General features: G+C 32.1%; 16 protein-coding genes and 1 pseudogene. All 17 read left to right on the top strand.

Translation table 11 applies throughout. The features are described 5' to 3' along the window. A pseudogene (locus RWL85_RS03875) lies at positions 1 to 356 on the top strand (NADP-dependent phosphogluconate dehydrogenase); the annotation flags it as partial. Continuing rightward, on the top strand, positions 295 to 1,719 hold the full coding sequence (gene zwf / locus RWL85_RS03870; protein WP_314085190.1) for a glucose-6-phosphate dehydrogenase: 1,425 nt from the start codon (positions 295 to 297) through the stop codon (positions 1,717 to 1,719). The pseudogene RWL85_RS03875 and the gene zwf, both read left to right, overlap by 62 nt. 163 nt (positions 1,720 to 1,882) lie before the next feature. After that, the gene (locus RWL85_RS03865) at positions 1,883 to 2,458 is read left to right on the top strand and encodes a carbonic anhydrase (protein ID WP_314085188.1); all 576 of its coding nucleotides are present in this window, start codon (positions 1,883 to 1,885) and stop codon (positions 2,456 to 2,458) included. Between the two features lie 16 nt (positions 2,459 to 2,474). Then, positions 2,475 to 3,437: an asparaginase gene (locus RWL85_RS03860; RefSeq protein ID WP_314085186.1), complete on the top strand. Its 963-nt coding sequence runs from the start codon at positions 2,475 to 2,477 to the stop codon at positions 3,435 to 3,437. Between the two features lie 97 nt (positions 3,438 to 3,534). After that, positions 3,535 to 4,161 carry an exonuclease SbcC gene (locus tag RWL85_RS03855; protein ID WP_314085183.1) on the top strand — a complete coding sequence of 209 codons (627 nt, stop codon included), beginning with the start codon at positions 3,535 to 3,537 and terminating at the stop codon, positions 4,159 to 4,161. A 182-nt stretch (positions 4,162 to 4,343) separates the two neighbouring features. Continuing rightward, positions 4,344 to 5,390 carry a sugar-binding domain-containing protein gene (locus RWL85_RS03850; protein WP_314085181.1) on the top strand — a complete coding sequence of 349 codons (1,047 nt, stop codon included), beginning with the start codon at positions 4,344 to 4,346 and terminating at the stop codon, positions 5,388 to 5,390. A 12-nt stretch (positions 5,391 to 5,402) separates the two neighbouring features. Continuing rightward, positions 5,403 to 6,410 carry a type I glyceraldehyde-3-phosphate dehydrogenase gene (gene gap, locus RWL85_RS03845; protein ID WP_314085179.1) on the top strand — a complete coding sequence of 336 codons (1,008 nt, stop codon included), beginning with the start codon at positions 5,403 to 5,405 and terminating at the stop codon, positions 6,408 to 6,410. A 96-nt stretch (positions 6,411 to 6,506) separates the two neighbouring features. Further along, on the top strand, positions 6,507 to 7,703 hold the full coding sequence (locus RWL85_RS03840) for a phosphoglycerate kinase (protein ID WP_314085177.1): 1,197 nt from the start codon (positions 6,507 to 6,509) through the stop codon (positions 7,701 to 7,703). Between the two features lie 26 nt (positions 7,704 to 7,729). Beyond that, entirely contained in the window at positions 7,730 to 8,494 is a 765-nt protein-coding gene (gene tpiA / locus RWL85_RS03835; protein WP_314085175.1) for a triose-phosphate isomerase, read from the top strand. Positions 8,495 to 8,559: 65 nt separating this feature from the next. Next, a complete protein-coding gene (eno, locus tag RWL85_RS03830; RefSeq protein WP_314085173.1) occupies positions 8,560 to 9,876 on the top strand; it encodes a phosphopyruvate hydratase in 1,317 nt (438 codons plus the stop codon). A gap of 550 nt (positions 9,877 to 10,426) precedes the next feature. Then, positions 10,427 to 11,530 carry a sn-glycerol-3-phosphate ABC transporter ATP-binding protein UgpC gene (locus RWL85_RS03825; protein ID WP_314085171.1) on the top strand — a complete coding sequence of 368 codons (1,104 nt, stop codon included), beginning with the start codon at positions 10,427 to 10,429 and terminating at the stop codon, positions 11,528 to 11,530. A gap of 53 nt (positions 11,531 to 11,583) precedes the next feature. Beyond that, entirely contained in the window at positions 11,584 to 12,885 is a 1,302-nt protein-coding gene (locus RWL85_RS03820) for an extracellular solute-binding protein (protein ID WP_314085169.1), read from the top strand. Between the two features lie 72 nt (positions 12,886 to 12,957). Continuing rightward, a complete protein-coding gene (locus RWL85_RS03815) occupies positions 12,958 to 13,863 on the top strand; it encodes a sugar ABC transporter permease (RefSeq protein ID WP_314085167.1) in 906 nt (301 codons plus the stop codon). An 11-nt stretch (positions 13,864 to 13,874) separates the two neighbouring features. Next, entirely contained in the window at positions 13,875 to 14,702 is an 828-nt protein-coding gene (locus RWL85_RS03810; protein WP_048803388.1) for a carbohydrate ABC transporter permease, read from the top strand. A gap of 4 nt (positions 14,703 to 14,706) precedes the next feature. Then, on the top strand, positions 14,707 to 15,399 hold the full coding sequence (locus RWL85_RS03805; RefSeq protein WP_314085165.1) for an N-acetylmannosamine-6-phosphate 2-epimerase: 693 nt from the start codon (positions 14,707 to 14,709) through the stop codon (positions 15,397 to 15,399). Next, the gene (locus RWL85_RS03800) at positions 15,399 to 15,695 is read left to right on the top strand and encodes a hypothetical protein (protein WP_314085163.1); all 297 of its coding nucleotides are present in this window, start codon (positions 15,399 to 15,401) and stop codon (positions 15,693 to 15,695) included. Before RWL85_RS03805 ends, RWL85_RS03800 begins: the two co-directional genes overlap by 1 nt. 547 nt (positions 15,696 to 16,242) lie before the next feature. Beyond that, positions 16,243 to 17,178, top strand: coding sequence for an FAD:protein FMN transferase (locus RWL85_RS03795; protein ID WP_314085161.1), 936 nt, complete (start codon positions 16,243 to 16,245; stop codon positions 17,176 to 17,178). The last annotated feature ends 27 nt before the right edge of the window (positions 17,179 to 17,205 follow it).

Below are 17,205 nucleotides of genomic sequence, written 5' to 3'. Positions count from 1 at the left end.
AAATTGCTAAAATTTTCCGTGGTGGATGTATTATTCAAGCGAAAATCTTACAAAACATTATAGAAGCATACCAAAATAATCCAAAATTAGAAAACTTAATCTTTGATCCATTCTTCAAGGAAGTAATCGAAACAAGACAAGATAGCTTACGTGAAGTTGCTGCCTTAGCAATTACTAACAGATTACCACTTAGTGCTATGACTTCAGCAGTGTCATACTTAGATATTTATACAACTGCTAATAGTGGAGCTAATTTAATTCAAGCACAACGTGACTATTTTGGAGCACACACTTTTGAAAGAACTGATAAAGAAGGAAATTATCACTATGACTGGGTTGGTAACAATGGAAAATAAAACAGCAATAACACTTTTTGGAGGAACAGGAGATCTTACATATAGAAAACTGTTACCTGCATTATATAACTTAAATGTATTAGGAAAATTAGCTGAAGATTTTAAGGTTGTCGTGATAGGTCGTAGAGCATACACGCAGTCAGATTACATAGATATAGCTCGTACATGGGTAAAAGAATATGCACGCACTAAGTTCGACGATGAACAATTTGATGAATATGCTAAAAGAATTATTTATTTCAAAATGGATATGACAAATGAAGATGATTATGAAATGTTACAGACATTTTATGCTGAGCAAGGTATAGAAAATCATGTATATTATTTTGCGGTAGCACCATCATTTTTCATAACAATAACAAATGGATTGAAAAAATATTGTGCAGATAATAATGCAAAAGTTATAATTGAAAAACCATTTGGAGAAGATTTAGAAAAAGCTGGAATATTAAATGATGAACTTGCAAAATTCTTTAACCAAGATGAAATTTATCATATTGATCATTATTTAGGTAAAGAAATGATTCAAAATATTCTATCATTACGTTTTGAAAATATTATTTTTAAAGGTATCTGGAATAAAGATTTTGTAGAAAATGTTCAAATAACCGCTGCGGAAACAGTTGGTGTTGGAACTAGAGCTAGTTACTATGATAAGAGTGGTGCTTTAAAAGATATGGTTCAAAACCATTTATTACAAGTTCTGTCATTAGTAGCTATGGAAGAACCGAAAGAAGAAGGAAGCCGCGGTATTCACGAGAGTCAATATAACCTTCTTTCTGCACTTAAACCGATTGAGAATGTTCATGATAGTTTAGTGATGGCACAATATGAAGGATATCTTCAAGAGGAGAATATTCCTGCAGATTCTAAAACAGAAACATACGTTGCTCTTAAATTATTTGTAGATAATGAGCGATGGGAAGGTGTGCCATTCTTTATAAGAACTGGTAAAAAATTAGAAAAACGTGAAACTCAAGTAGTTGTTCAGTTCAAATCTGTTGGAAATTCTCCTGGTAATGTATTAATAATAAAAATTCAACCTGAAGAAGGTGTGTATTTCCAATTTAATGCTAAAAAGCCAGGTACAGAACAAGAGTTACAACCAATTTCATTAGACTTCTGTCAAAGTTGTATATTAGAAAATATAATAAATACACCAGAAGCCTATGAAAGATTACTTGATGCTTGCTTTAGAGAAGATAGAGCATTATTCTCACAATGGAATCAAATAGTAGAATCTTGGACATTTATTAATAAGTTAATAGCTAGATATGAAGAGCAAGGTTCTCCGTTATACACATATGAACAAGGTTCAAAAGGTCCAAAAGAGGCAGATGAGCTAGTAAATTGGGTTAAATAATTATTAAGATGTATTGTATGACTTAAAGTCATGCGATACATCTTTTTTGAATATAAGTATTTTTAACCAGTTAATTAGTTAGGAAAGTTTACGTTAAGCGTTAAGTATAGTATAATGAAAATGTAAGTAAAATTATAAATAATGATTTTCATGAGGAGTTAAAATGAGACTGTTAGATTCAATGTTAGAATACAATGAGTATTTTGTAAAATTTGAAGAGTATGAAAAATATAAAACAGAAGATAAGTATCCTGCTAAAAAGGTAGTAATGTTTACTTGTATGGATACAAGATTGGTTGAACTTGCAACAAAGTCTTTGAATCTATCTTCGGGGGACGTTAAAGTAGTAAAAAATGCAGGGGCAATTTTGACGCATCCATTTGGATCGATTATGAGGAGTTTGATAATTGCAGTATATATGCTGAAAGCTGATGAAATTATAGTTATGGGGCATCATGATTGTGGAATGCAAAATATTGATACTAGTTTAATTATGGAAAAAATGAAAGACAGGGGTATAGAGCAAGAAACTTTAGATATTTTACAGTATTCTGGCCTTGATTTAAATACATGGTTACATGGATTTGACGATGTAGAGGAAAGTGTCGGACACGATGTAAATATGATAACTAGACATCCGTTGATTCCAAAAGATGTACCTGTTCATGGATTAGTGATAGATCCGAGTAATGGGAAGGTAGAGTTGGTAGTTAATGGTTATGATAATTTAAGAAAATAGAGAGGAGTTGTTTGAATTGAAAAAAATATTGATATTGAATACTGGTGGAACTATCTCTATGAGTGAAGATCAAACGACTGGAAAAGTTTCTCCGACTGATAGTAATCCAATAGGAATAGGTGGAAATTTATTTTCATATATAGGGGATTTGTATATGGAGGATCTTTATCACCTTGCTTCACCTCAAATTACAGAAAGAGAAATGTTGGGAATAAAAAATAGAATTGAAGAAGCTGTAAAAGAAGGATATAACGGAATTGTAATAACACATGGTACGGATACACTTGAAGAAACGGCTTATTATTTAGAATTAACATTAAATGTAGATATACCTGTTGTAGTAACAGGTGCTATGCGCTCAAGTAATGAAATAGGAGCTGATGGATTAGCTAATTTGAGGAGTTCTTTAGTTGTTGCAACTAGTGATGATAGTCGCGATAAAGGAGTGTTAGTAGTTATGAATGATGAAGTTCATACAGCTACTTATGTAACGAAAACTCACACGACTAATGTAGCAACATTTCAAACACCGACATTTGGACCTATTGGATTAGTCTCTAAAAATGAAGTTATTTATTTTCAAAAATTAGTAAGAGAAGAACATTACAGCGTTAATACTATAGGGAAAAAGGTTTATTTGTTAAAAGCATATGCAGGTATGGGAGATGAACTTATAAATGCAGTGCTTAATTTAGGAGCAGATGGATTGGTTATTGAAGCTTTAGGAGCTGGGAATTTACCACCTAAAACAGTATCAGCTATTAGAGAATGTATAAAAAATGATATACCTGTAGTTTTTGTATCACGTGCATTTAATGGAGTTACTCAAGATGTTTATGATTATGAAGGTGGCGGAAAAAGATTTCAACAAGATGGGGTTATATTTACAACAGGTTTGAGTGGACAAAAAGCTAGAATAAAATTAATGATTTTATTAGAGGCAGCTATACCTCGCGAGAGATTAAGAGAATTGTTTTAAAATAGTGTTTAATCCTATTGAAGTGTATATAAAGTTGAATATTTTTTATAATTATGGTAGTATATTAAATGATTTATATTAGAAAAGAGGTGTAAAGTTGGAATTTAAATATCACAAGTCGTATAAAGGATTTTATCTTATTGAGGGTAATAAATTTAAACGACCTTATCAAAAGTTAGATCAGGAAAAAACATTAGAAAATTTAAATGGAAAACTTGAGTTTGATGAAAATAGAATAATAAAGATTGATTCTAAGGTGGTTGTTTTTATTGATAAAAATGAAGGTAAATCTTCAAAAGAGAAAATAACAAAAGTTAAAAAGATTCAGAAAACTGTTGAAGAAATAGATTTTGAATCATTAGAACTTAAATACAAAATACCGAAGCTTTTATTGAAAAAGTTATATACTATTATTTCGGAAAATTCAATAAATGAAAAACGAGATTTACTATCAGTGTTATCAGTAATCGAAAATATAACAATATCAGATGGATTATTCTTTTCAAAAGTGAAAAAAATATTTTATTATGGTGAAGATGAACTAAATAATTTACTAGCTAGATACAATTTTGATAATTTAGACGTAGTTAACCTAAAGAAAGATATCGAGGTAAATTATCCTAGTCAGTTTATTTCAAATTTACCTATAGATTATAAAGAATACGAGATGATTTTCGTGTTTTACTTTATTATATTAATTGAATTAATAACTATATTGAAATAATAATTGAACTTTTTGATTAAACAAAACTAAAAAGACTTGATTTTTCTTCAGTCCTTTGTTATAATTTTAATCAGAAAGTTTATTTTTTTAACACCCGATGGTCGTAAATTGACCTAACTGGACGTAAAAAGTCCAACGATAAACTTTTAATATATTTTTAATATATATAGGGGAAACTTAAGATGGATATTTTACATTTGTTACATATGCAAAGTAGACTCGTACCTGAAATGTTTATGAAATTTAGTAATAGATATGAACTTCTGGTAACAATTAAAATTAATCAGCCAGTAGGAAGAAAATCATTATTAAACTTTATCAATATGACTGAAAGGCAATTACGAACAGAATGTGAAGTTCTATCCAAGTTAGGATTAATTACAAAAAACTCTACAGGAATGAGTATTACTGAAAAAGGAGAGACTCTTCTTTTAGAAATAAAAGAGTCAGTTATAAATGATTCTTTCGCAAAAGAAAGAAGTTTTATAAAAAATAATTTTTCAATAAAGCAAGTTCATATTGTAGCTGGCGATTTCGTTAATAATGAAGCTACTAGAGAAGAAATGACAAGCCTACTCTTGGATAAGGTTAATGCTAAAATAACTAAGGAATGCGTAATTGGAGTCAGCGGAGGTAGTACAATGTATTACATAGCCGGTAAAGCTAATGAAACATTTGGTTATGGAAAGGATGTTACTATAACACCGATAAGAGGTGGTCTATCTGTCGTTAATACGGAATATCAAGCTAATGATATTGCATCAAAGATGGCTAATAACTCTGGTCATAATTATCAATTATTACATGCGCCAGATAATATAGGACAAAAGGCATTAGAAGAACTTATAAAAGAACCAGTTGTAAAAAATGCGCTTGATGTTATAGGGAAAACATCTATAATTATCCATAGTATTGGAAATGCTTTTGAAATGGCACAAAGAAGAAAATCTTCAAAAGAGATTTTAAAAGTATTAGAAGAAAAAAAAGCTGTCAGTGAATCATTTGGAAGTTATTTTGATGAAAGCGGCAGTGAAATATTTAAAACCTCTACTATAGGTATGAGTTTTAAAGATGTTGATGGCATTGATAATGTCTTTACAATAGTTGGTGGTGAGGAAAAAGCTGATGCAGTATTTAGTTATCTAAATACAAAACCAGCTAATGCAACACTAATTATTGACGAGGCAATTTGCAAAAAAATAATAAAAAAAGTTAATAATAATTTTTAGGAGGACTAAAAAATGTCAGTAAAAGTAGCAATTAACGGATTTGGACGTATCGGACGTCTTGCATTAAGAAGAATCCAAAACGTAGAAGGAATTGAAGTAGTAGCGATTAACGACTTAACACCAGTTAATCAACTAGTTCACTTATTAAAATATGATACAACTCAAGGTCGTTTTGACGGAGAAGTATCTGCTTCAGAAGGAAGCTTAGTAGTAAATGGTAAAGAAATCAAAGCGTTTGCTAATGCTAATCCAACTGAATTACCATGGGGAGAATTAGGAGTAGATGTAGTATTAGAATGTACTGGATTCTTCACTTCTAAAGAAAAAGCAGAAGCTCACATCCAAGCAGGAGCTAAAAAAGTTGTTATCTCAGCTCCAGGTGGAAACGACGTTAAAACTATCGTTTATAACGTAAACCACGAAACTTTAGATGGAACAGAAACAGTTATCTCAGGTGCATCTTGTACAACTAACTGTTTAGCTCCAATGGCTAAAGCTTTACACGATAACTTCACAGTAGTTGAAGGATTAATGACTACAATCCACGGATACACTGGAGACCAAAACACACTTGACGCTCCTCATCGTGGTGGAGACTTACGTCGTGCTCGTGCTGCAGCTGAAAACATTGTACCAAACACAACTGGTGCTGCTAAAGCTATCGGATTAGTAATCCCAGAATTAAACGGAAAATTAGATGGAGCTGCACAACGTGTACCAGTACCAACTGGTTCATTAACAGAATTAGTAGCTGTAGTTGAAAAAACTGTTACAGCTGAAGAAGTTAACGCTGCAATGGAAGCTGCTGCTAACGAATCATTCGGTTACAATGTAGATCCAATCGTATCTTCTGATATTATCGGAATTTCTTACGGATCATTATTTGATGCAACTCAAACAAAAGTATTAACAGTTGGAGATAAACAATTAGTTAAAGTTGTATCTTGGTATGACAACGAAATGTCTTACACTTCTCAATTAGTAAGAACATTAAAATACTTCGCAGGATTAATTAAATAATCTAAAATATATATTATAGAAGAATAGATAAGATATAAGTCGAATGTGACTTATATCTTGTCTCATATATTCCAAATAAATTAAAAGGAGCTTTCCATGAAGAAATCTATCAAAGACTTAGGTAACTTACAAGGGAAAACTGTCTTAATGCGTGTTGACTTCAACGTGCCATTAAAAGATGGTGAAATTACAAATGATAACCGTATTACTGCGGCATTACCAACTATTGAGTATGCGCTAAATCAAGGAGCTAAAGTTGTAGCATTTTCACACTTAGGACGTGTTAAAGAAGAAGCTGACAAAGCATCAAAAAGCTTAGCACCTGTAGCGGTAAGATTATCAGAATTATTAGGTAAAGAAGTTAAATTTGTACCTCAAACTCGTGGTGCTGAATTAGAAGCAGCGGTTAAAGAATTAAACGAAGGCGAAATCTTAATGTTTGAAAACACTCGTTTCGAAGATGTAGATGGTAAAAAAGAATCTAAAAATGATCCAGAACTTGCAAAATATTGGGCTTCTCTAGGTGATGTGTTTGTAAATGATGCATTTGGTACAGCTCACCGTGCACATGCTTCAAACGTAGGTATTGCATCTAATATTGGAGAAGGAAATTCTGCATCAGGATTCCTAGTTGATAAAGAAATCAAATTTATTGGTGGAGCAGTTGATAATCCAGAAAGACCACTTGTTGCAATCTTAGGTGGAGCAAAAGTTTCTGATAAAATTGCAGTTATCGAAAACTTATTAGATAAAGCTGACAAAGTAATTATCGGTGGAGGTATGGCTTATACTTTCATGAAAGCACAAGGTAAAGAAATTGGAATTTCACTTTGTGAAAATGATAAAATTGATTACGCTCGTGAATTAATGGAAAAAGCTGGAGATAAACTAGTATTACCAATCGATAATGTTGTTGCTAAAGAATTTTCGAATGATGCACCAAGTCGAGTAGCACAAGGTGATATTCAACCTGACGAGGAAGGATTAGATATCGGACCAAAAACTATTGAGTTATTTAAGAACACTCTTGAAGGAGCAAGAACAGTAATTTGGAACGGACCTATGGGGGTATTTGAATTGCCTAACTTTGCGAAAGGTACTATTGGTGTATGTGAAGCTATCGCAAACTTAGAAGGAGCTACTACTATAATTGGTGGTGGTGATAGTGCAACAGCAGCAATTTCTTTAGGATATGCAGAAAAATTCTCACACATTTCTACAGGTGGAGGAGCTTCTTTAGAATACCTAGAAGGAAAAGTATTACCTGGAATTGATTCATTATCAAATAAATAATTTTAAAACTCAAGGAGAGTAACATTATGTCAAGATTACCATTTATCGCAGGAAACTGGAAAATGAATAAAAATCCACAAGAAGCTAAAGCATTCGTTGAAGCTCTTGCTGGGAAATTACCATCATCAGATAAAGTTGAAGCAGGTATTGCAGCTCCAGCTGTTGATTTAAGTGTATTACTTAGCGCAGCTGAAGGAACTGGATTAAAAGTTGCAGCTCAAAATTGCTATTTTGAAAATTCAGGAGCATACACAGGTGAAACTTCACCTAAAGTGTTATCTGAAATGGGTGTAAATTATGTAGTAATCGGTCACTCAGAGCGCCGTGAATATTTCCACGAAACAGATGAAGATATCAACAAAAAAGCAAAAGCAATCTTTGCTAACGGATTACTTCCAATCATCTGTTGTGGAGAAACTCTTGAAACATATGAAGCAGGTAAGGCTGCAGAATTTGTTGGAGCTCAAGTAAAAGGAGCTTTAGCTGATTTAACAGCAGAACAAGTAGCATCATCAGTTATCGCTTATGAGCCTATTTGGGCTATTGGAACTGGTAAATCTGCTACTAAAGAAGATGCTCAAAAAATGTGTAAAGCAGTTCGTGATGTAGTTGAAGGACTTTACGGAAAAGAAGTATCTGAAAAAGTTCGTATTCAATACGGTGGATCAGTTAAACCTGAAAACGTAAAAGAATATCTATCTTGTCCAGACGTAGATGGAGCATTAGTAGGTGGAGCATCTCTAGAAGCAGAATCATTCTTAGCACTTCTTGAAGGTGGAAAATTAGCTTAATTTTAGCAAAAAATAAAAAATTGTAGTATAATAAAATTATAAATCAAATAATAAGGAGAAAGTTAATGTTAGCAAAAACATTTGATATTATCGCAGAAGTATATGCAAGAGAAGTTTTAGATTCACGTGGTAACCCAACTGTAGAAGTTGAAGTAACAACTGAATCAGGAGCGTTTGGACGTGCATTAGTACCATCAGGAGCATCAACTGGACAATACGAAGCAGTTGAATTACGTGATGGAGACAAAGGTCGTTACTTAGGTAAAGGTGTAACTAAAGCTGTAACTAACGTTAATGAAGAAATTGCACCATTATTAGAAGGTAAATTCGATGTATTTGATCAAGTAGGAATTGACTACGCAATGATCGAATTAGATGGTACAGAAAACAAAGGACGTCTTGGAGCTAACGCAATCTTAGGTGTATCTTTAGCAGTGGCACACGCAGCAGCTGATGCATTAGGAGTACCTCTATACAGATACTTAGGAGGAACTAACTCTAAAGAATTACCAACTCCAATGATGAACATTGTAAACGGTGGATCTCACTCAGATGCTCCAATCGCATTCCAAGAGTTTATGATCTTACCGGTAGGAGCACCTACATTCAAAGAAGCTTTACGTTGGGGAGCTGAAGTATTCCACAACTTAGCTAAATTATTACACAATCGTGGATTATCAACTGCAGTTGGTGATGAAGGTGGATTTGCTCCAACATTCGAAGGAACTGAAGATGCAGTTGAAACTATCTTAGCTGCAATTAAAGCTGCTGGATTAGAACCAGGTAAAGATGTATTCTTAGGATTTGACTGTGCATCATCTGAATTCTACGAAAACGGAGTGTACAACTACGCTAAATTTGAAGGTGAAGGTGGAGCAGTTCGTACTTCAGCAGAGCAAGTTGATTACTTAGAAGAATTAGTAAACAAATACCCAATCATCACTATCGAAGATGGTATGGATGAAAACGACTGGGAAGGATGGAAATTACTTACAGACCGTATCGGTGATCGCGTACAATTAGTAGGAGATGATTTATTCGTTACAAATACTAAAAAATTATCTCAAGGTATCGAACAAGGTGTTGGTAACTCAATCTTAATTAAAGTTAACCAAATCGGTACTTTAACTGAAACTCTAAATGCTATTGAAATGGCTAAACGCGCTCGTTACACAGCGGTAATTTCTCACCGTTCAGGAGAAACTGAAGATTCTACAATTTCAGATATCGCAGTTGCAACTAATGCAGGACAAATTAAAACAGGTTCTCTAAGCCGTACAGACCGTATTGCTAAATACAACCAATTATTACGTATTGAAGATGAATTAGATGCTACAGCAGAATACCCAGGTGTTCGTGCTTTCTACAACATCAAACGTTAATTGATATATATAATCAATAAAAAAAGGTAAAAGTCGCAGACTTTTGCCTTTTTTTTAAAATTAAAAAATTATAATCATAAAACTATATTTTTAAAAAAATATTTGTCAATATAATCAAAAATATAAAAATATATTATATAATAGAATACTCATAAGATAATATAAGTTTTAAAAATAGTGCATTGTAAACTCTTACATTATAGAAAAAGCTAATTTTATTCGTGAAACTTGTAAATATCTATAGTCCGTATAAATTTAACACAATAAATATATGTTAATACATTAAATTTTTCATGTATATACATTATGAATTTAATTAAAATAGTTCTTTTGTTTATGTTCGAAAAATGGTAATAAATGTTTGATTTCTCGTTTTTTATATATTATTCATGATGATATAGTTTGTTTAATGTTTAATTAAAATAAAAAAATAATAGTAAACTATTAAAGTTACAACATTAAATAGTTTAAAATTAACCCTTTACAAACGGTTTCATATATGTTACTATTTTGGTGACAAGATAAATATATAAATTTGTAGGAGGTTAATATGGCAAGTTTATCATTAAAAAAAATATACAAAAAATATGATAATGGCTTCTGTGCAGTAACAGATTTTAATTTAGAAGTAGCGGATAAGGAATTCGTAGTATTCGTAGGACCATCTGGTTGTGGTAAATCTACTACTTTAAGAATGATTGCAGGTTTAGAAGACATAACAGAAGGAGAATTCTACATTGGTGACAGATTAGTTAACGATGTTGAGCCTAAAGATAGAGATATCGCAATGGTATTCCAAAGTTATGCTTTATATCCTCATATGACAGTATTCGATAATATGGCATTTGCTTTGAAATTAAGAAAAGTACCAAAAGAGGAAATTAAAGCAAAAGTAGAAGAGGCTGCAAAAATCTTAGGATTAGAAGAGCTTCTAGATAGAAAACCTAAAGCACTTTCTGGAGGTCAAAGACAAAGGGTAGCATTAGGACGTGCTATTGTAAGAAGTCCAAAAGTTTTCCTTATGGATGAGCCACTATCAAACTTAGATGCAAAACTAAGAAGTAATATGAGAGCAGAAATCATTAAAATTCATAATACTTTAGGTGCAACTACAATTTATGTAACGCATGACCAAACTGAAGCTATGACAATGGCTGATAGAATAGTTGTAATGAAAAAAGGTGTAGTTCAACAAGTAGGAAGTCCTAAAGAAATTTACGATCACCCTCAAAATCTATTTGTAGCAGGATTTATCGGAGCACCAACAATGAACTTCATGAGAGGTAAAGTTGTTGAAGGTAACTTCGTTACAAAAGGAGGAGGAAAAATTGAAATTCCTTTTGGATACTATGAAAAACTTAAAGAACTAGGTTATGAAGGAAAAGAAGTTGTTTTAGGAATAAGACCTGAGAATATCTCTAATGATCCACTAGTATTAGAAACTTATTCTCATGCAAAAATTACTTCTAAAGTAATCGTAGCAGAGTTATTAGGTTCTGAGTATATCGTTCACACTGATTTAAATGGTGAAAGTATCAAAGCGATTGTGCACTCAAGACAAAACATTAAAATGGGTGACGAATTAACATTCGCATTAGATATGAACAGAGCTCATTTCTTCGATGTAGATACAGAACTTAGTATCTTAGAATAAATTAAATAAGACGTCAAAATTTTAAAAAATACAAAAATAAGGAGGCTCATATTATGAGAAAAATAAATAAACTGCTTACTGTAGCAACTACTACAGCACTTATTTTAACAGGATGTGTGGGTGGCAAAAAAGAAGAAAAACAAGCTGATCCTAACAAGAAAGTAGAAATTACTTATTGGGATTTCCCACAATTTACAAAAGATAAAGAATTCAAAAAAACTGAGGATTTTGATGCAGCGTTAATCAAAGCTTTCGAAGCGAAAAATCCAAACATTAAAGTAAATTATCAAAAAATTGAATTCACTGATGGACCAGCAAAAGTTGAAACAGCTATTCAATCTAAAACTGCTCCAGACGTAATCTACGATGCACCAGGACGTGTAATTGCTTGGGCTGCTAAAGATTTATTAGTGCCACTAGATGAAGTTGATAAATCGAAATTAAATGATGCAGCAGTAAAAGCATCTAGTTACAAAGACAAATTATACCTATATCCACAAGGGGTAGCACCATTCTTAATGGGTGTTAACAAAGATTTAACTGATAAACTAGGTGTAACTGACCTTCTACCATTAAACAAAAAAGATAGAAGTTGGAATGTTGAAGAATATGAAAAATTCTTAAAAGCAGTTAAACAAAAAGATTCAAGTATAACTCCAGCTTTATTCTACACTAAATCACAAGCAGGAGACCAAGGACCAAGAGCATTTGTTTCAAACTTATACAACTCTTGGATCACAGATGATGCAAACAGTAAATATACAATCAATGACGCTAACGGTGTTAAAGGATTAGAGTGGGTTAAAAAAGCTTACGATGAAGGTTTATTAGGACAAGGAGTTGCTTTAGAAGCTAAAGATGCTCTTGAAGCATTTAAATCAGGACGTGCAGCAACTACAATCTTATTCTCTCCAGGTACAGCAGCTTCACATGCTAGTGGATTTAACTACAAATTCTTACCATTCCCTAATAATAGTGGAAAAGCTAAATATGAATATCTAGTAGCAGGACCAGCTATCTTCGATAACGGAGACAAAGATAAAGCAGCAGCAGCTAAGAAATTTGTTGACTTCATGGTTAATGATAAAGATTGGGGTAAACGTACTCTATTAGCATCTGGTAACTTCTCAGCTAAAAAAGATGAAAAAGGATTATATGAATCAGAAGAACTTAAATTTGCAGAAGGACTAACAGATCAATTCGGACCATACTACAACACAATCCCAGGATTTGCTAAAATGAGACCACTATGGTTCAACATGGTTCAAGGTGTGTTAAACGGAAAAACTTCACCTAAAGAAGGATTAGACAAATTTGTTGAAGATGCAAATAAAACAATAAAAGAAGCATTGTAATTTGACGTATGAAGGGGATAGAGTTGCTTCTATCCCTTTTTAAGATAAAATATAAACTTTTTAGGAGGAGCTATGAAAACTACTAAGAAAAGAAAAAAAATAGACTTTAGTGCATATTTGTTTATTTTGCCAGTAAGTATATTTTTCATTACATTCGTTTTGGTCCCAATGTTACGTGGACTTCAGTTATCATTATATAGTTTTGCTAAGAAAAATCCAGTATTTGTTGGATTAAAACACTATTCTGACTTAATGTTCAGTGGAAATGGAGCAACAATCCACGAACCATTTATGAAATCGCTTATTAATACAGTTATCGTAACTGTTGTTGCAGTACCTATAGTTGTATTAGTATCAATATTTGTTGCAGTAACAATCTATAATAAGAGTGCGGTTGTAAGATCATTCTTCCGTGGAGTATTCTACATTCCAGCAATTTCTTCTGTAGTATCTGTTACAGTAGTTTGGGCTTGGATCTACCACCCAGAATACGGAATTTTAAACTATGTATTTAAGTCAATGCACTTAATTAGTGAAAATGTTGACTGGTTAGGTAATCCGAAAACGGCATTGTATGCAATTATTACGATTCTGATTACTACTTCATTAGGTCAACCGATAATTCTTTATGTTGCTGCTTTAGGTAACGTTCCTAAAGAATTATTAGAAGCTTCAGAAATTGATGGAGCAACAAAATGGCAAGTATTTACTAAAATTACTTGGCCGCTGATTAAACCAACAACATTATATATTGTTGTTGTAACAACAATCAACTCGTTCCAAATTTTCGCTCTAATCCAGTTATTAACTGCTGGGGGACCAAACTATGGAACAAGTACAATTATGTATCTAGTTTATGAAGCAGCAATTAAAAACGGAAATCATGGTGTAGCTAGTGCGATGGGTATTATCCTTGCTGTAATTATTGGAATAATTTCAATCTTACAATTCAAGTTCCTATCTAGCGATAATGATTAGGAGGATTTAGAATGAAAAATATAAGTATTTTTAAAATAGTATCAATGATAATATTACTTGGGTTAACTATATTCTTTATTTTCCCATTTTATTGGATTGCATCAGGATCATTTAAATTACAAGACGTAGCAATAACAATTCCACCAGAATGGTGGCCATCAACTCCAACTTTGGAAAACTATGAGAAGTTATTTACATCTAATACTTTAAGATGGTTCTTTAACTCAGTATTTATCTCAGTAATGACAACGTTCTTAGTTTGTGCAACATCAGCATTAGCAGGATATGCATTAGCTAAGAAAAACTTCCCAGGTGTTAAAGTGATTTTCATGGTATTTGTAGCAGCAATGGCATTACCAAAACAAGTAATTTTAATACCATTATTAAACTTAATCACTGAATTTAACTTAATGAATACATACTATGCATTAATTCTACCTGCAGTAGGTTGGCCATTTGGGGTATTCTTAATGAGACAATTCTCTCAAGCAATCCCAGGTGAATTACTTGAGTCAGCAAGAATTGATGGTTGTGGTGAAATTAGAACATTCATGAATATCGCGTTACCAATCATTAAACCTGGTATCGGGGCATTAGCGATCTTTACATTCATCGCTAGCTGGAACGACTACTTCTCACAATTAATCTTCTCTAATACACCAGATATGTCTACATTACCTTTAGGGTTAGCTGCATTGGCACAAGGACAAGAGTTCTCTAATGACTATGGACTACTAATGGCAGGGGCATCATTAGCGTCACTACCAATGATTATCGTGTTCATTTGTTTCCAAAATTACTTTACTCAAGGTGTTACTTTAGGAGCCGTGAAAGGATAAGCTTATGGATAAACAACAGTTATTAGAGTATCTAAAAGGTGAAATGATAGTTTCTTGCCAAGCATTACCAGGAGAAGCCTTATACAAAGAGGAAGGTGGAGTAATGTGTTTAATGGCACAAGCCGTTAAAAACGCAGGGGTAAAAGCTATTAGGGCTCAAGGTGTTTTAGATATTAAACAAATTAAAGAGCAAACTGATTTACCTGTGATTGGTATAATAAAAAAATCATATGATGGATATGCTTCATACATAACTGCTACAATGGATGAAGTAGATGAATTAGTTAAAGTTAATTCTGATATAATCGCTTTGGATTGTACGAATAGAGAACGTGGAGATGGTAAAACTCCTAGCGAATTCGTAAAAGAAATTAAAGAAAAATATCCGAATATCTTACTGATGGCAGATATTTCTACTCTGGAAGAAGCGGTAGAAGCAGAAAAAGCAGGAGTTGATTTTGTTGGAACAACAATGAATGGATATACTCCATATACTGAGGATTCAAAAGAATTTAATCCTAGCTTAGTTAAAGCAATCGTAGAAAATGTTAAAATTCCTGTTATCGCAGAAGGGAAAATACACACACCGCAACAAGCGAAACAAGCTTTTGAAGCAGGTGCGCATTGTATAGTTGTTGGTGGAGCAATAACTAGACCGCAAGAAATTGCAACAAGATTTTTAAGTGAGTTGAGATAATGAGTATAATAGTTTTATTGGCATATTGGTATACCTATAGTAAATGGTATATATTAGGATCGTGGTTTATTACACATATTTTGAATATAGCGTTCAAAAAATTATGGCTTTCACCACTATTAATAAATGCACTTGCATTAATAGTATTGTTCATAGGAATATATTATAAATTAATAGAAGGTCAAGAAGTGGGAGCATCTGTGTTAAATGTATATATGCCGATAGTCTTTTCGAGCATTATCATGAATTTACTGATTTTTACGATTAGAAAAATAAAATTGAAATTAAAAAATTAAAATAAAGCTATTAATTAGTTTAAGGTTGTGAAATATTCTCATAACTAGGAGCTAGTTAATAGCTTTATTAATTGAGTGTAATGAGACAGAAAATTATCGATATAAATCTAAATAGGAATGAAAATCAATGAAAATGTAATTTTTTTTTGATCATCTTGCAATTATTTATAAATTTATATTTGTATTTTTATATATTCGTGAAATTATTATTTTAATATATCTTATTAATAATTATATTTTTATGAAACTTGTTAAATAAGCTTTTAAAGAGTGTATTTTTAAAAATAGTTTTTTCAACCGTAAATTTTTTTCACATACAAATTAATAATGAGTTAATTTTTATTGTGTTTTTTAATGAAAATAAGTATTAAATCAATATTTATTACTAAAATATTTTGTTGATTTGAAGCTATTTCTGTTATATAATGTAATTAAAGTATTAATTATCTATTATTACTTTGTCTTTTAATAACAGGTTTCTTGTAGATGTATACAACATATTTAGTTATCTTAAGCAAATAAATTTTTTATTGTAAGGTGTAAAAAAATGGAATTAAGAAGAAAGACCTTAAAATTAATGGGTTCTCATATAGATATTCTTATTTTCAATAGCATTGATGCTGAAAGTATCCTTGATGATGCTGTAGAAATGTTAAAGATGTATGAGCATAGATTTAGCGCGAACGATGACAGTTCTGAACTTATGGTAGTTAACCATAATGCTGGAATTAAAGCTGTAGAAGTTCATCCGGATTTATTTGATTTAATAAAGATAGGAAAACTTCATAGTTGTGCACCAAATAGTTTTTTAAATATAGCTATTGGACCAATTGTACAAACATGGAGAATAGGCTTTAATGATGTAAAAGTTCCAACAAAACAAGAGATTGATGACTTATTAGAAATAACTGATCCGAATCAAATATTATTAGATGAAGAAAAGCAATCTGTCTTTCTTGCGAAAAAAGGTATGGCTATTAATTTAGGTGCCTTAGCAAAGGGATATATTGCTGATCTTATGATAGAGTATATGAAAAAAAGAGGGGTTGATTCTGGACTTATTAACCTAGGAGGAAACGTATTAGCGTTTGGAGATGCTAAGCACAATCCAGACTTAATGTGGCGCATAGGTATACAAAATCCAGTTGAATCTCGAGGGAATCATTTATTTACTATAGGTATAAAAAATCAATCTGTTGTTACTTCTGGAATTTATGAACGTAAACACACAGAAAATGGAAAAACTTACCATCATATATTAAATCCTGAAACAGGGTATCCTGTCGAAACCAATGTAGCCGGCTTATCTATAATTTCAACAGCCTCAGTGGATGGAGAGATTTGGACGACAAGACTATTTGGTAAGAGTGTCGAAGATATTTTGGATGAAGTTAATAGCTTGCCAGATATAGAGGCTGTTGTAGTGACAACCGAAGGTAAAGTTTATTATACAAGCGGGGTGCTAGATAGAATAATATGTTAGATAAAACTATCTTGAAGAATACTGAAA

The sequence above is a fragment of the uncultured Gemella sp. genome (assembly GCF_963515875.1).
Classification (GTDB): Bacteria; Bacillota; Bacilli; order Staphylococcales; family Gemellaceae; genus Gemella.
Note: the sequence above shows the minus strand (reverse complement) of the source record. Positions and strands in the feature narration are given on the sequence as shown.

Coding starts and splice junctions, on each gene's coding strand:
- RWL85_RS03865 (WP_314085188.1), top strand. CDS start 1,883: ATGAGACTGTTAGATTCAATGTTAGAATACAATGAGTATTTTGTAAAA.
- RWL85_RS03850 (WP_314085181.1), top strand. CDS start 4,344: ATGGATATTTTACATTTGTTACATATGCAAAGTAGACTCGTACCTGAA.
- gap (WP_314085179.1), top strand. CDS start 5,403: ATGTCAGTAAAAGTAGCAATTAACGGATTTGGACGTATCGGACGTCTT.
- RWL85_RS03840 (WP_314085177.1), top strand. CDS start 6,507: ATGAAGAAATCTATCAAAGACTTAGGTAACTTACAAGGGAAAACTGTC.
- tpiA (WP_314085175.1), top strand. CDS start 7,730: ATGTCAAGATTACCATTTATCGCAGGAAACTGGAAAATGAATAAAAAT.
- eno (WP_314085173.1), top strand. CDS start 8,560: ATGTTAGCAAAAACATTTGATATTATCGCAGAAGTATATGCAAGAGAA.
- RWL85_RS03825 (WP_314085171.1), top strand. CDS start 10,427: ATGGCAAGTTTATCATTAAAAAAAATATACAAAAAATATGATAATGGC.
- RWL85_RS03820 (WP_314085169.1), top strand. CDS start 11,584: ATGAGAAAAATAAATAAACTGCTTACTGTAGCAACTACTACAGCACTT.
- RWL85_RS03815 (WP_314085167.1), top strand. CDS start 12,958: ATGAAAACTACTAAGAAAAGAAAAAAAATAGACTTTAGTGCATATTTG.
- RWL85_RS03810 (WP_048803388.1), top strand. CDS start 13,875: ATGAAAAATATAAGTATTTTTAAAATAGTATCAATGATAATATTACTT.
- RWL85_RS03805 (WP_314085165.1), top strand. CDS start 14,707: ATGGATAAACAACAGTTATTAGAGTATCTAAAAGGTGAAATGATAGTT.
- RWL85_RS03800 (WP_314085163.1), top strand. CDS start 15,399: ATGAGTATAATAGTTTTATTGGCATATTGGTATACCTATAGTAAATGG.
- RWL85_RS03795 (WP_314085161.1), top strand. CDS start 16,243: ATGGAATTAAGAAGAAAGACCTTAAAATTAATGGGTTCTCATATAGAT.